Annotated in this window: 14 protein-coding genes; 6 read left to right on the top strand and 8 right to left on the bottom strand. The window is 66.1% G+C overall.

Annotated elements, in window-relative coordinates; genetic code table 11:
- Positions 1-426: 426 nt before the first annotated feature.
- The 3 genes from JWQ81_RS41475 to JWQ81_RS41465 all read right to left on the bottom strand — a co-directional run bounded on the left by JWQ81_RS41475 (position 427) and on the right by JWQ81_RS41465 (position 5,028).
- A complete protein-coding gene (locus tag JWQ81_RS41475) occupies positions 427-1,995 on the bottom strand; it encodes an APC family permease (protein ID WP_297550737.1) in 1,569 nt (522 codons plus the stop codon).
- Positions 1,988-3,433 carry a gamma-aminobutyraldehyde dehydrogenase gene (locus JWQ81_RS41470; RefSeq protein WP_297550735.1) on the bottom strand — a complete coding sequence of 482 codons (1,446 nt, stop codon included), beginning with the start codon at positions 3,431-3,433 and terminating at the stop codon, positions 1,988-1,990. The genes JWQ81_RS41475 and JWQ81_RS41470 overlap by 8 nt, the downstream gene beginning before the upstream one ends.
- 134 nt (positions 3,434-3,567) lie before the next feature.
- Positions 3,568-5,028, bottom strand: a complete 1,461-nt coding sequence (locus tag JWQ81_RS41465; RefSeq protein ID WP_297550733.1) for an FAD-dependent oxidoreductase — start codon at positions 5,026-5,028, stop codon at positions 3,568-3,570.
- A gap of 341 nt (positions 5,029-5,369) precedes the next feature.
- Here JWQ81_RS41465 and JWQ81_RS41460 point away from each other — a divergent pair, with 341 nt between their 5' ends.
- Together JWQ81_RS41460 and JWQ81_RS41455 are read left to right on the top strand one after the other, a co-directional pair.
- Complete coding sequence (locus tag JWQ81_RS41460; protein ID WP_297550731.1) at positions 5,370-5,849, top strand: Lrp/AsnC family transcriptional regulator; 480 nt, start codon at positions 5,370-5,372, stop codon at positions 5,847-5,849.
- A gap of 122 nt (positions 5,850-5,971) precedes the next feature.
- Complete coding sequence (locus JWQ81_RS41455) at positions 5,972-7,213, top strand: styrene monooxygenase/indole monooxygenase family protein (RefSeq protein WP_297550729.1); 1,242 nt, start codon at positions 5,972-5,974, stop codon at positions 7,211-7,213.
- Here JWQ81_RS41455 and JWQ81_RS41450 read toward each other — a convergent pair.
- From JWQ81_RS41450 to JWQ81_RS41440, 3 genes are all read right to left on the bottom strand, one after another.
- Positions 7,188-8,081 (bottom strand): LamG-like jellyroll fold domain-containing protein, encoded by an 894-nt coding sequence (locus JWQ81_RS41450; RefSeq protein WP_297550728.1) that lies wholly within the window; start codon positions 8,079-8,081, stop codon positions 7,188-7,190. The two genes, JWQ81_RS41455 and JWQ81_RS41450, sit on opposite strands and share 26 nt — an antisense overlap.
- 5 nt (positions 8,082-8,086) lie before the next feature.
- Positions 8,087-9,037, bottom strand: coding sequence for a metallophosphoesterase (locus tag JWQ81_RS41445; protein ID WP_297550726.1), 951 nt, complete (start codon positions 9,035-9,037; stop codon positions 8,087-8,089).
- Between the two features lie 63 nt (positions 9,038-9,100).
- Positions 9,101-10,012: a DMT family transporter gene (locus JWQ81_RS41440; RefSeq protein ID WP_297550724.1), complete on the bottom strand. Its 912-nt coding sequence runs from the start codon at positions 10,010-10,012 to the stop codon at positions 9,101-9,103.
- Positions 10,013-10,096: 84 nt separating this feature from the next.
- On the opposite strand from JWQ81_RS41440, the gene JWQ81_RS41435 reads away from it, so the two are divergent.
- From JWQ81_RS41435 to JWQ81_RS41425, 3 genes are all read left to right on the top strand, one after another.
- Positions 10,097-10,663 carry a superoxide dismutase gene (locus JWQ81_RS41435; protein WP_297550722.1) on the top strand — a complete coding sequence of 189 codons (567 nt, stop codon included), beginning with the start codon at positions 10,097-10,099 and terminating at the stop codon, positions 10,661-10,663.
- A gap of 93 nt (positions 10,664-10,756) precedes the next feature.
- On the top strand, positions 10,757-11,071 hold the full coding sequence (locus tag JWQ81_RS41430; protein WP_297550720.1) for a hypothetical protein: 315 nt from the start codon (positions 10,757-10,759) through the stop codon (positions 11,069-11,071).
- A 31-nt stretch (positions 11,072-11,102) separates the two neighbouring features.
- Positions 11,103-11,612, top strand: coding sequence for a hypothetical protein (locus JWQ81_RS41425; RefSeq protein WP_297550718.1), 510 nt, complete (start codon positions 11,103-11,105; stop codon positions 11,610-11,612).
- 148 nt (positions 11,613-11,760) lie between these two features.
- Here JWQ81_RS41425 and JWQ81_RS41420 read toward each other — a convergent pair whose 3' ends face one another.
- Positions 11,761-12,342, bottom strand: coding sequence for a TetR/AcrR family transcriptional regulator (locus JWQ81_RS41420; protein ID WP_297550716.1), 582 nt, complete (start codon positions 12,340-12,342; stop codon positions 11,761-11,763).
- Between the two features lie 119 nt (positions 12,343-12,461).
- Here JWQ81_RS41420 and JWQ81_RS41415 point away from each other — a divergent pair, with 119 nt between their 5' ends.
- Positions 12,462-12,884: a nuclear transport factor 2 family protein gene (locus JWQ81_RS41415; RefSeq protein WP_297550714.1), complete on the top strand. Its 423-nt coding sequence runs from the start codon at positions 12,462-12,464 to the stop codon at positions 12,882-12,884.
- A gap of 309 nt (positions 12,885-13,193) precedes the next feature.
- Here the strand turns inward: JWQ81_RS41415 and JWQ81_RS41410 are convergent, their stop codons facing one another.
- Positions 13,194-13,421 (bottom strand): hypothetical protein, encoded by a 228-nt coding sequence (locus JWQ81_RS41410; protein ID WP_297550712.1) that lies wholly within the window; start codon positions 13,419-13,421, stop codon positions 13,194-13,196.
- Between the last annotated feature and the right edge of the window lie 334 nt (positions 13,422-13,755).

The raw sequence follows: 13,755 nt of genomic DNA, 5'->3' as shown, positions 1-13,755 counted from the left end.
CTGCACATTATCGCCCTCGACCAGCGAGGACATGCTCGTGCGGGTCATCTCAGTCGATCCGTATCTCGCCCTGCATCAGGCCGGGTTGCTGTGAACCAGTGGACTCAACTCACCCTGACACGCAGGGACCCGGCCACCATCCGCCACAAGCCAGCGACTCGGTGTACGGCGAATGCCGGTGTCCGGAGCTGGGTGTGGGACTCGTCGGTCTGAGTGTGGGACTCGCCCTCGCTGAGTGTGGGACTCGCACAGTGCGTCGGCGAGTCCCACACTCCGGCCCGGCGAGTCCCACGTTCAGGCCGACGAGTCCCACATTCACTGACAGCCGACCACACCCGCTGACCTCAAGAACCTCACCAGCCACTGAGGCGTCGCGGACCCACACATACGACACAAGAACCACTTTTGTACGAAACATCCCCCGAGTCAGCTTTGCGACTGCGAACGTCGCGTGACGATCGAGTCACCGCCCGGGGGCACGGAGCCCCGAGGGAGGCGGCGACCGGCGAAGAAGTCGCGGCAGCTCTTGCGGATCAGGAACATCAGCGGCACGCCGAGCACGATCGCGATGATGCCGATGACCGCGACCCCGCCGATGCCGAACACCGTCGTCGACCCCGCGTCCGGTTTCGCGTACTGCACAAGAGCCACCACCAGGATCACCGCGAAGAACACCCCGCCGAGGCCCGGCAGCAGGCCGCGCAGGATGAAGTTTCGCGGGCTCGCCAGCAATGTCTTGCGGAACACCCACACGCACGCCAACGCCGTCATCATGTACTCGATCGCGATGGTCAGCCCGGTGGCGTTCACCGAATCGGACATCACGTTGTCGCTCCACACCGCCAGGATCACGTACAGGACCAGCGAAACCAGCCCGAACGCCCAGGTCGACACCACCGGCGTCTGGTACTTCGGGTGCACGCGGGCGAACGCCTTGGGCAGCGCGCCGTGGCTGGCCATGGACAACGTCGTCCGCGCGGCCGGCATGATCGTCGCCTGGCTCGTCGCCGCGCCGCTGGTCAGCACCGAAATCACCAGCAGTACGCCGAAGAACTTCCCGACCCCGGCCGAGCCGAACACCGCAGTGCCGAGCCCGGCGAGCACGTCGTTGGAGTTGTCCGGGTTGCCGAGCCCGATCCCGGACGAACCGACCCCGGCGAACGCGACCGCGGCGACCGTGATGAGCAGGTAGTTGACCACGAGCAACACCGTCGAGAGCACGGCCGCGCGGCCGGGTCCGCGACGCGGGTCGGCGGATTCCTCGTTCACCGAAACGGAACTTTCCCAGCCCCAGTAGATAAATACCGCGAGCAGTACCGCCGGTACGAACGCACCGAGCCCGATCCCGGACGGCCACAGCCAGCTCCACTGCGGATGCGACGCCTGCGGCCCTGCCGTTCCGCCGTAAACCTTCACCAGCGCGGTGATCGAGAAGATGGCCAAAATGGACAGTTCGATCCCGAGCAGGACCCACTGCACCTTCGCCGAGATCTCGATCCCGCGATAACACAAGTAGCACAACAGGATCAGCCACACCGCACCGACCAAAGTGGTCACTGCGCGGTTGCCCGCCCACGAGTCCAACCCGAACAGCAGCAGGGTGTACCGCCCGGTGATCGCGGATTGGCTGCTCATCACCAGCAGCTGCGCGACGGTCACCACCCAGCCGGTCATCCAGCCCGCGCGGCTCCCGAACGCCCTTGTGGCCCAAGTGAAGTTGGTCCCGCAGTCGGGTTCCGCGGAGTTCAGCTCCCGGAAGGCGAACGCGACGAACACCACGGGAATGAACGCCAGCAACACGAACGCCGCGACCTTGAACCCGGTTCCTGCCAACACAAGCAGACCGAGCGTCGCGGCCATCGAGTACGCGGGTGCCGTCGACGACATGCCGATGACCAACGAGGACACCATGCCGAGCGCCCCGGTACGGAGTCCCTTGTCGGAGACGCCGGCCGTTTCGATTGTCCCTACTTCTGCATGCGTGCGCTCAAGCATGGTGACCACCGGCGAAAACCGTGCGGTGCCAGTCTTTCCGGGCCACGCCGGTGATCTCGCTCATCACGTGCTTGACCGTCGTGTACTCCTCGAGCGCGTACGACGACAGGTCCTTGCCATACCCGGATGCCTTGACGCCGCCGTGCGGCATCTCGCTGATCAGCGGAATATGGTCGTTGATCCACACGCACCCGGCGGCGATCTCGCGCGACGCCCGCTGCGCGCGGAAGACGTCCGTGGTCCAGGCCGACGCGGCCAAGCCGTAGCGGGTGTCGTTGGCCAGCGCGAGCCCGTCGTCGTCGGTATCGAACGGCAGCGCGGCCAGTACCGGCCCGAAGACCTCGTCCTGCACGATTTCCGAATCCTGCGCCGCGTCCACGATCAACGTCGGCGCGTAGAACGCGCCTTCGGGCTTCTTGCCGCCACACGCAGCGCGGGCACCCGCGGTCAGCGCACGGTCGACAAACCCGTGGACGCGCTCGGCCTGCGCGACCGAGATCAGCGACCCGAGGTCCGTCGCGGGATCCTCCGGATCGCCCATGCGGACAGTTTCCATCAGCGCGGCGACGCCGTCGACGAACTTCGTGAACAACGGCCGCTGGACATACGCCCTGGTGGCCGCGGTGCAGTCCTGGCCGCCGTTGATCAGCGTCGCGGCGACGGCACCGTGGATCGCGGCCTCGAGGTCGGCGTCGTCGAACACCACGAACGGCGCCTTCCCGCCGAGCTCGAGATGCACACGGCGAGGTCCCCGCGCGGCGATCTCGGCGATGCGTTTACCCACCGGCGTCGACCCGGTGAACGACACCATGTCCACCCCGGAATGGCCGACCAGCGCCTCGCCGACGTCCGGCCCGCGACCGAGCAGCACGGTGAGCACCCCGTCGGGCAGACCGGCCTCCGCAAACGCTTCCGCCAGCATGAGCGTGGTCAGCGGGGTGATCTCGGCGGGCTTGATGACCACGGTGTTGCCTGCCGCCAGCGCCGGGAAGATCTTCCAGCCCGCCATGTTCAGCGGGTAGTTCCACGGCGCGATGGACCCGATGACGCCCACGGGTTCACGGCGGATCGTGGACGTGTGCAGCGCCGAATACTCGCCGGACGCCTTGCCCTCCAACGTCCGCGCGGCACCCGCGAAGAACGCCGCGTTGTCCACGGTGACCGGGATGTCGAACTCGCGGGACAGGCGGATCGGCTTGCCGCACTGCTGGGTTTCGACGCGCGCGAACTCCTCCGCGCCCTCGGCGATAAGGATCGACACGCGGTTGAGGATCGCCGCGCGTTCCCCGGCCGGCGTGGCAGCCCATGCTGGGAGCGCCCTTCTCGCCGTGCGGACCGCGACGTCGACATCGGCCACGCGATCGAGCTGGATCTCCTCGATGACCTGGCCGGTCGCGGGGTTGCAAACCGGGAAAAGCTGGGTCGGTGCTGCGCTCATGGGGTCGAGCCTCCAGAGAGTTACCGCCATCACATGTTCACCCGATCGTGACAGCCCAGCAAGATCAATGCAAGGTTTTCCGTTGTCGATTATGTAAACAGCTACGCATTCAGCTGTAACATGCCCATAAAACGTCAGGAATCGAAGCCAAGCCCGACCTTGTCCAAGGTGCGCAGCCACAGGTTCCGCTGCCCGGCGTTTTCGTCCGCCCGGCTCAGCGACCAGCGGGTCAGCTGGATGCCGAGCCAGCGGAACGGCTCCGGCGGCAACGGCAGCGGCTTCGAGTTCATCAGGTTCGACCGCGAGCGCTCGGTGTTCCGCCCATAGAGCCGGTCGACCAATGCGCCGGCGGCATATCGGGTGGCGCCGACGCCGAGCCCGGTGAACCCGAGCGCGTACCCGAGGCGACCGCCCATCGCGGTGCCGACGAAGGGGCAGAACCGGCTGCACATATCGATCACCCCACCCCAGCGATGCGTGAAGCGAATGCCCTCCAGCTGCGGAAACGTCTCGAAGAAGTGGTCCGCGAGCACGGCGTACGTGTCCGCGCGCAGCGTCAGGTCACTGCGGACGGGCCCGCCGTAGTAGTAGATCGCGTCGTAACCGCCCCAGAGGATCCGGTTGTCCTCGGTGAGCCGGTAGTAGTGGAACTGGTTCGCCGAATCGCCGATACCCTGACGCCCCTGCCAGCCGATCGACGCGAGCTGCGCGTCAGACAGCGGCTCGGTGACCAAGACGTAGTCGTACACCGGCACGATGTAGTTCTTCAGCCGCCGAAGCAACGGCGGAAACCCATTGGTGGCAAGGACTCCGCGCGCCGCACCGATCCGCCCGTACGGCGTGCGCACCTCGATCCCATGGCGCGCTTCGGTTACCGCGAGTGCCTTGGTCCACTCGTGGATCCGGACCCCGTGCCTGAGGCATGCCTCGCGAAGACCCCACACCAGCCGGGCCGGATCGAGCATCGCGACGCCGCGGGGCATGGCGAGCGCGCCCAAGTACGTCGGCGAGTTGACCTCGCGTCGCGTCTCCTCCGCGGATAGCAGTTGGACGTCGTGTCCGAGTGACGCCGCGAGCCTGGCCGAACGCGCCAGCTCGTCGACCTGCCAGGGTTCGGTGGCGACGTGGAGTTCGCCGGAGCGCTGGAAGTCGCAGTCGATCCCGTACCGCGCGATCGATTTCTCGATCTCGTCGAGGTTGGCGAGGCCCTGCGCCTCCAGCTCGGGCATTTCGTCGGCGAAGCGCTCGACGCCGTTGAGGATCCCGTGCGTCAAGCTCGACGCGCAGAATCCCCCGTTGCGACCGGACGCCGCAGCACCGCAAGTGTCGGCTTCGATGAGCACGACGTCGAGGCTCGGATCGGCTTCCTTGGCCTGCAGGGCGGCCCAGAGTCCGGTGTAACCGCCACCGATGATTACCAGGTCACACGTGGTATCGGCGGTGAGTGCGGACCGCGGTTCGGGCCACGGGCGGGCGTCGGTCCAATACGGCTTCGGGATGGCATCGGCCAGGGCGTCAAGGTGGGAAAAAGCCGGCGAAACGGTCGGTGAGACGGGCGCGCGGACATGGCGGCGCGCCGGAAGAAAGCTGGTCATTCCGGGGTCCTTGAAGGTGTGAGCGGCAGGTCACGGGCGTCGCACTTTTGCGCTAACCCCCGAGCTGGCGGCCGCCACCGCAGCGCGCAAACCAGCGGACACCCAGCCCGCCAGGCGCGTTAGCGCGACACCTCATGCTCCTCACACCAGACGACGGTAACAGTCGAAACGGCCATTGCCAAGTGAATCAGCTGCTCAATGGCTTCCGCGCTACGATTTTCGCTTGCGGCATCGATCACGACACCGGAAAGCTGAGACGCCCGCGTGGTGGCCGATCCTTGCCGGACGCTCGTTACGCTGCGGAACAAGAAACTCTGTGTCGCAAACCGTAGGAGGGCCTAATGGCCGACGAGGAACAGCGTGCGCCGCGGGGCCTGGACGAAACCGACCGGACGCTGATCTCGCTCCTGCAGCGGGACGGTCGCGCGTCCTTCACCGCGCTCGCGAAGGCCGTCGGCCTGTCCGAAGGCGCCGTGCGGCAGCGTGTCCAGCGGCTGATGCGCGACGGGACCATGCAGATCGTCGCGGTCACCGACCCACTCGACGTCGACCTCGCACGGCAGGCGATGGTCGGCATCAAGGTCAGCGGCGACCTGCACGCCGTCGCGGACAGGCTGTCCGCGCTGCCGGACGTGCACTACGTCGTGCTGTGCGCGGGCAGCTTCGACCTGCTCGCCGAGGTCATCTGCCGCGACGACGACCACCTCTTGCAGGTGCTCAACGACGACATCCGCGGGATCGCGGGGATCCTCAGCACCGAAACGTTCGTCTACCTCAAGCTGGCGAAGCAGACCTACGCCTGGGGCTCGCTCACGGACTGAGCACGCCGCCTCCGGTCTTTCGGGCACCCGATCGGGCACCTGAAACTGCCCGGGAACCGGTCGCCACGGGATCCCCGTTTCCGGCACACTGAAAGCCGGAACCAGTCAAGCGGAGGTCGTTGATGCGCCGGATCGTCGTGGTCGGAGCAGGACAAGCCGGATTGCTGCTGGCGCTGGGGCTCAAGCAGAACGGCTACGACGTCACCGTTGTCGCGGAGCGCACCGCCGAAGCACTGCGCGGCGGCCGGCTGATCTCCAACGCTTGTGTGTTCGCGCCGGGCTTGGCGCACGAACGCAGGCTGGGTGTCGACTTCTGGAACGACGAGGTCCCGTGGGTGAGCGAGGTGGCGTTCTTCGGCGCCGGCGAACCCGGCGAGCAGGAACCCGCGATCTCGTGGCTGGCCACGCTGGACGAGCACGCCGAGTCGGTCGACCAGCGGATCAAGATGGCCGCCTGGCTCGATGAGTTCGCCCGCATCGGCGGTGAGATCCGGATCGCCAGCGTCACCCCGGACGAACTGGAGCCGTACACCCGGGACTTCGACCTCGTGCTGGTGGCCGCCGGCCGCGGCCCGCAGTTCGCGGACCTGTTCAAGCGCAACGCCGAACTGTCCCGGTTCTCGACCCCGCAGCGTGCGCTGTCGGCGATCTACCTCGAAGCCGTCGGCGAGGATCCGTTCCCGATGGCCGCCGGGGTCAACTTCGGACTGTCGTCCGTCGGGGAATGCTTCGCGCTGCCCGTGCTGTCGACGACCGGGCCGGTGGTTGGCCTCGGTTTCTTCGGGATCCCCGGCGGGCCGCTCGACGTCTGGGACGACGTGACCGATCAGGACCAGCACTTCGAACTCGCCCACAAGCTGCTCAGCACGCATTTCCCGTGGCTCGCCGGAATTACCGCGAACGGGCGCCCGGCCGGACCGCTGGACACGATCACCGGGCGCGTCACGCCGGTCGTGCGCGACGCCGTCGGCACGCTGCCCTCCGGGGCGAAGGTGCTCGCCATGGGCGACGCCGCGGTGACCAACGACCCGGTCGGCGGGCAGGGCGCGAACATGGCCACTCGCTGCGCGGCCGTCTACCAGGACGCCATCCTCGAACACGGAGACAAGCCGTTCGACGAGGAGTTCATGCGCCGCAGTTTCGACCGGTTCTGGGCGCACGCAAGGCATGCGACGCGGTTCAACAGCGACCTGCTCGAGCCACCGCCGCCGCACGTGGTGGACACCCTGATCGCCGCGCAGACGATCCCCGAGGTCGCCCAGCGGTTCGCGCAGCTGTTTCCGGACCCGGCAGACTACGAGGGCTGGCTCACCGATCCGGAGGCGTCCGCGCGATTCCTCAGCGAAGCGCGGGCACGAGCATGAAGTCCCGCACGGCCAACGCGCGTTCCACCACGCGGACGTCCCCGATCCAACCGTAGAAACCCTGCTCCACCAAGTTGTTGTAGGCGTACGCGCCGAGCATCCAGCCGTTGCCTGGGTTCGAGAGCCCGATCGACGGCGTTTTCGGGTTGCGCAGCACTGGGCAGCCCTCGACGTACATCGTGGTGTGGCAGCCGTCGTTGACCACGGCGACGTGCCACCAGCGGCCGAGTGGCAGTTCATGGCCCCACGCCGTCGAAATCCCGTTCTGGTTGGTCGGGAAGACGGCCCACTGGAGTTCGGCACCGTCCGAAAGGGACAGTGTCACGGCAGGTTCGGACGGGTCGTCGCCGGTCTTGCCCGCTTGCTTACCCGTGCCGACCTGCCCGAACAACCCGGCCCAGCCGTGCGATCCGTTCGTGAAATTGCTCGGCAGGTTGATGAAAGCTTCGACCGTGTAACCGCGTGGAAAAGTCGCGGTGTTCATCGGCGCGGAGTCCACTGTGCGCAGATACGCCCCGCGAGCCGGATTCTTGGAGCCATCGAAACGAAGGCTCGCGTGGGCGGGCTGTCCATCGTGGAACTGCGACGAGAACGTGAGCGCGTTCGCGTCACTGCCTGGCAGCGTCACGCGCGTCAAGTCGTTGCCGTGTCCGGAAAGGTCTCGGATCGGCGTGCCGTCGGGCACTGCCACACCGTCCTTTCCGCCATCGAACCGCCAGTAGGCAACCGTTCCCGGCACGACGAGGTCCCGCACCGGACGAGGCGGCGCCACCGGAACCGGCGCGAAACCGGCGAACCGTGCTTCGAAGTCGATGTCCAAAGTGAACAGATCCTGCGAACCGGTGCGCTCGATCTCCAGCCGTTGCAACTCGTTCAGCTTCGGCGCTTGTCCCAGCAGCCCGGCGAGAATGTGTTGACGTCGATCACGTCACGAGCGAGGTCGAACCGGTACATCCGGATCATCGCGCTGCCACCGTAATAGCGGTCCTGGTAGTTCGTGATGTGCGCGTGGACGTCGTGGCCGGCGTTGTTGCGCAGGACCGTCCGCCCCGGCGGCCAGAAGTGCCCGTTGAGGGTCAGGAAGATCTGGTCGCTGTCGGCGACGAGCTCGTCCCAGGCCTGCTTGCCGAAATCGGAGAGCGCGGTCGCCCCGGTTTCGTCGGCGTCCACGAACTCGTGGATGGTCAGGATCGCCGGGGTGTGGGGATGCTCGGCGAGTACCGACTTCGCCCAGGCGAAGCCGCCCGCCGACGGCCGCCAGTCCATCGCGAGCAGCAGCCATTCCCGGCCACCGGCGCGGAACACGTGGTAGCTGTTGTAACCGTCCTTTGTGGAACCTCGGTAACTCGGGGAGTTCCGGAACCGCTGGGGTCCGAACGACGCGAGATACGACGTCGGGCCGCGCTGGTCGTCGGTCGAGGAGTCGATGTCGTGATTGCCCGCGAGCACGCTGTACGGGAAGCGGCGGCGGTCCAGTACCTCGAACGACTTGCTCGCTCCGGCGAACTCCGACGGCTGCCCGTTCTGGGTCAGATCGCCGAGGTGGGCGAGGAAGACAACGTTGTCGTCACCGGCGTGGTCGAGCACGTACCGCAGCGAGGCGTCGAGCGGTGCGGGATCGCCGCGGTCGGCGTCGAAGAGGTACTGCGTGTCAGGCATGACCACGACGGTGAAGCGCGGCGACTCCGGATCCGGGCCGCGCGAAGGTTCAGCACTGGCCGGGGCGCCGAGCCCGGTAGACCCGACAGTCACAACAGACACGGCCGCGCCGGCGCCGAGCAAGCCGGCGCCGCGCAGGAAGGTACGGCGGTTCGCGTCGTTCACGAGCGGAAACTACGGGGGCCGGCCGACGAGGTGGGCAACGGCGGCGGAACCCGAAGTGAACAGTCAGAGTGCCGGTTGCAACACCAGAGGTTTGTCCGTGGTCTTCTCGTACCAGCCGAGCGCGGTGACGGCCGCGACGACGATGCCCAGTCCCAGCCACTGAGTGCCGGACAGGTGGCCGCCGAGGAAGGCGACGCCGATCACCGCGGCCGTCGCGGGGAACGCCAACTCGGCGAGCGTTGCCCGCGAGGCAGGCGTCGAGCGCAAGCCGACGTAGTACAGGCTCAGCGCGAACAAGCCGGGAACGAACGCGAGCAATGCCAAGCCCAGCGCGTTGTTCCAGCCGACAGCGAACGAGTCCCCCCGCACGCCCACGATCAGCGCGGCAACCGGAAGCCCGACGGTGAACCGCAGCACCGTGACGTCACGCGGCCGGAGCGACGTCGAAACCAGCCGTCCCATGACCGTTCCCGCAGCCCACAACACCGCGGCGCCGACGGCGAGGAGCGCGGCCTTGAGCGCCGCGACCTGGATGTGCAGCGGATCGGCGAACGCGAGCAGCCACGCGCCGATCAACGCCGGAACCGCGAACACCGCGTACCCGGCGCGGACGCGCTCGCCCAGCACAAAGGCGGCGGCGAGCACCGCGAACACGGGCTGCAGCTTCTGCAGGACGAGCGGGGTGATCGGGTCACCGACCTGGAACGCCGCAGTGAACAGAGCCGTAGCCAGCGCCGACGACCCGCCGCCGATGACCAGTACCGCGACCCACTCGCGCGGTTTGCACCCCCGCAACGCCCGCAGCGCGCCGGGCACCAGCGGACTCAGCACGAGCACGACGAGCAGGTGCTCCCAGAACACGACGGTCCCCGCCGGCAACTTCTCGGCGAGGGGTACCCGCAGCAGCCCGTCGGTCCCCCACAACGCCGCCGCGACGGCCACCAGCCAAGTCCGGTCGGAAGTTTTCGATGCCACGTCAACAGCCTACGAGCTGGCGACCATCACCTGATGTGGTGATTCGTATAGCGCGGGCTGGGCGGGGGTCGCTAAAGAATGATCATGCGCATTCTCCCCGCACTTGTCACCGCCGCTGCCCTCGCCGTCGTAGGTGCTGGTCAGGCCGCTGCCAGCCCTGCCGCCCACCCCGTCGTGATCGAGGCAAGCGGCGCCTTCAGCCCGTACACCCCGGGCGCCGAAGCAATCACCTACAACCCCGCGCTCGTCCCGGTCGGCGGTTACGGCAGCGTGCTGGCCATGTCAGGCGCGTTCGTCGGTACCACGACCGTGCTGAGCGTCCACGGCCTGCTGCCCAGCCGCATGTACGGAGCCCACGCGCACGCCAAGTCCTGCGGACCGACCGGCGATGCCGCCGGCCCCCACTTCCAGCACTCGCCGGACCCGGTAATTCCGTCCGTCGACCCGGCGTACGCGAACCCGCGCAACGAGATCTGGCTCGACTTCACCACTGACCCCTTCGGCAACGGCTTCGCGGTATCTACTGTCGGCTGGTCCCTCGGCGACCGCCACCCGAACTCCGTGGTCATCCACGAAATGCACACCGCCACCACCTCCGGCCACGCCGGCACCGCGGGCGCCCGCCTAGCCTGCCTCGACTTCGCCTTTTGACATCCGGGACCAGTCCCGGGCGGGGTCGCTTAACGTCCGTGCGATGAGCCCGAAGCGCGCGGTCGTCCCGTTCACCCTCGGAGCCGTGCTCTTGTGCGCATTGGCCGTCGGCTGCGGATCGGAAACGCCGGTTTCCTCGCCGAGCAAGTCACCCGCTCCGCCACCGTGAACGCCCATGGCGAAGCGGTCGCCCTCGACCTCGGAGTCGACGAGGGCGTGATCACCATTGGGGCCAGCGGTCCCACGAGCTTCTCTAGCGACGGCGACGACCAGGCGCAAACAAGTTTCCACGGCAACGAGGTGACTACGATCGGACATTCCGGCCTCCGGGTAACGGCCGACAATGTGGTCGTCGAGGCGCTGGCCGTAGTGGCCTCGGAGGCCGTCATTCGGGTGAGCCTCAAGTAAGGCGGACCGGTCAGTGATCGGACGCTAGACCATGAGCAAAGCGGTCAAGATCATCGTCGGCACGAGTCTCGCGGACCACCTCGACAGCAACCTCACCGGCTACATTGCCCGAATCGCGAAGACCGTACGGTATGTCCGAGAGGCCTGTACCGTCGCCCAGACAGTGTGGTCGACCATCGCGCAGGGGAGGAACGTTGGAGTTCAATCTCGACGACGTAGCGCGCACGGTGCTCAACATGCCGAGCACGACCACGGTGAATGCGCAGCCGAACGACCCTCTGCAGTCGTGAACGCCCAGTTCCTAAAAGGCGGCCCACCGTACGGCGGCGGATTCCCCAGACCGCTGAAGCGCGGACTTTCTACGGGCTGGATCATCGCTATCGTGACCATTGTCGTGGCTGTCGTGGCTGTCGTGGCTGTCGTGGCGACGTTCAAGGTTGGCGTCGACAACTGGAATGCGACCAGAGACGATACGCAGACCTGTAAGAACAGGGCCAGGGCCATCGCGCAGGTGTTGTACGACTTGATGCAGCCTCGGTGAGCACCTGGTCGACGTGATCGCCACTTTTCTCGTTGAGATGGACTATCGAGCGCATCCCGACGAGACCACATGTACGTCGACTCGGACGAAACTGGTGCCTATCGTCATGGCACGGCCCCTCTCCAGAGAAAAGAGAGGCCGCGGGTCATCAGTGTGACTGCCAGCCGTGTTCCAGGATGTCGAAGGCCGCGTCGAGGGTCCGGCTTGGGTCCGGAGATCTTGCGGCGACGTCGATCGCTTCGAGCGCAAAGCGGGCTAAGGCGGCGCAGTGGGGATCGTCGGACGGTGCGCGCAGCTCGCTCGCGACCGCGTGGGCGAGTGCGTCCTGGTGGCGCATCCACATCTTGTGGGCGTACTCGCGCAAAGCGGGTGTTTCTTGCACCAGCCGGATGAAGCCGTCCGATTTCTGGTCGTCGACGATTCTCGCCAAACGGGAACGCATGTAGGCCCGCAAGGCCTCAAGGATCGAGGTGCCGGCGGTACGGTCCGCGACGGACTTGATAAGCGGGGCTTCGACCTCCGCGTCCCCGTCGAAGGCGAGTGCTTCCTTGCTGGGGAAGTGCTTGAGCAGTGTCGTGGCCGACACGTCAGCCGCGTCGGCGACCTCGCGGACAGTGACCTGGTCGTACCCGTGTTCGAGGAACAGGCGCAGGGCGGCGTCGGCGAGAGCCTTGCGCGTGGCCGCTTTCTTGCGTTCACGACGCCCCGGCGCCTGGTCCGTCGTCGTCATACCTTCATCATGCCATATGGTGTACGGTTCGTAAAGTTGTATGATGACACTTATTGGAGGAACGCCTCCGCGAGCTCTCACCAAACCGAACCACCTGACCCGACATCAAGGAGACGACAGTGAACGATCAGCAGACAACTGTGGACGTCTTCCGTCGCAGCGCGGAACTCTTGCAGGACGGCGCTATCGACAAATGGCTCGCGCTGTTCGACGACGAGGCCGTCCTCGAGTTCCCGTTCGCCCCGCCGGGCGCGCCATCGCGGGTGGAAGGCAAGGTAGCGCTCTCCGATCACGTGAAGGCTCGCGCCAAACGGGTGGAGTCCCCGAAGATGGAACGGCTGAAGATCCACGTCACCGAAGACCCGACGACGATCGTGGCCGAGATGGCCATCACCGGAGCCCACGGGCAGATCCGTCCCGCCATCGCCGTGATCACCGTCCAAGACGGGCTGATCACCCTCTATCGGGATTACTGGAATCCGCTCGACCTCTCCCCTCGCAAAGAGGCGGGCTCACCCGGGGAGCTGCGGGGCATGGGGTAAAGATGTCGCAGTTGAATGAGCACCTATCGAGACCGTGAACCGTGCGGGCAAAGAAAGCTCGGAGCAACCCTCCGGCGGGTACCTCGCGTCACGAGCGACAACGGAAGGCGTGACTGCCCTCATCGAGACGAAGCCCACCTTGAAGATCGGCCCCTACCAGGTCGATCCACCGGTCGTGCTCGCACCGATGGCAGGCATCACCAACGTCAGCGGTTGAACGTTCTCGACCGCTTGCCCGATCCGCTGAAGCATCACATCCTTGGCAGCAGAGGGATGCCGAGCACACGTGAATGATCGAGGCCAGTCTGGCTATGCCCTCAGAAAAACACCCTTGAACGGGAAGTCTGGACTGACGAGACGCCAGATCTCACCCGAACTCAGCCGATACCACTTCTCCTCAAACATGAGGCTGCCGTAACGGTCTTCAACGTCAACCGGCGCAACCTCTGCCGCCAGAACGGCATCCTCGAGCGACCGTTGAAATTCGGCAAAATGCTGCGGAGAATCAAACCCGTGTATTTCGACCTGTTCAATCACGACCAGACCACTCGCTTCCCTGGAATGATCCTCGCACATTGATCCAGAAAGGGTCGACGCGCGAGGTGAAGAACACCTGACTCCCGCCTCCCGGCAGACTATCTTGCAGCGCAGCCGCCCCCTCACAGAACGTCGCCCGTGAGGGAACCTCGATCGACACCCAATGAACTCTTCCGTGTAACCTTTGGTGACGTTGAGTAGTGTGAAGTGGCGATGACGGATGACTCGCCGAACTCGTTGATATGCAAGAGAAAAACGCAGAACCTCGGTATGAAGATGGTCCTTCCGAGATCAACTTCATAGAGGTTCTGCGCCTGATGAGTATTGCATACGA

Source organism: Amycolatopsis sp., from assembly GCF_025464955.1.
Classification (GTDB): Bacteria; Actinomycetota; Actinomycetes; order Mycobacteriales; family Pseudonocardiaceae; genus Amycolatopsis.
Note: the sequence above shows the minus strand (reverse complement) of the source record. Positions and strands in the feature narration are given on the sequence as shown.

What these genes read in the sequence shown, in the direction of transcription:
- JWQ81_RS41475 (WP_297550737.1), bottom strand. Translation starts at nt 1,995, where the DNA reads ATGCTTGAGCGCACGCATGCAGAAGTAGGGACAATCGAAACGGCCGGC.
- JWQ81_RS41470 (WP_297550735.1), bottom strand. Translation starts at nt 3,433, where the DNA reads ATGAGCGCAGCACCGACCCAGCTTTTCCCGGTTTGCAACCCCGCGACC.
- JWQ81_RS41465 (WP_297550733.1), bottom strand. Translation starts at nt 5,028, where the DNA reads ATGACCAGCTTTCTTCCGGCGCGCCGCCATGTCCGCGCGCCCGTCTCA.
- JWQ81_RS41460 (WP_297550731.1), top strand. Translation starts at nt 5,370, where the DNA reads ATGGCCGACGAGGAACAGCGTGCGCCGCGGGGCCTGGACGAAACCGAC.
- JWQ81_RS41455 (WP_297550729.1), top strand. Translation starts at nt 5,972, where the DNA reads ATGCGCCGGATCGTCGTGGTCGGAGCAGGACAAGCCGGATTGCTGCTG.
- JWQ81_RS41435 (WP_297550722.1), top strand. Translation starts at nt 10,097, where the DNA reads ATGCGCATTCTCCCCGCACTTGTCACCGCCGCTGCCCTCGCCGTCGTA.
- JWQ81_RS41425 (WP_297550718.1), top strand. Translation starts at nt 11,103, where the DNA reads ATGAGCAAAGCGGTCAAGATCATCGTCGGCACGAGTCTCGCGGACCAC.
- JWQ81_RS41420 (WP_297550716.1), bottom strand. Translation starts at nt 12,342, where the DNA reads ATGACGACGACGGACCAGGCGCCGGGGCGTCGTGAACGCAAGAAAGCG.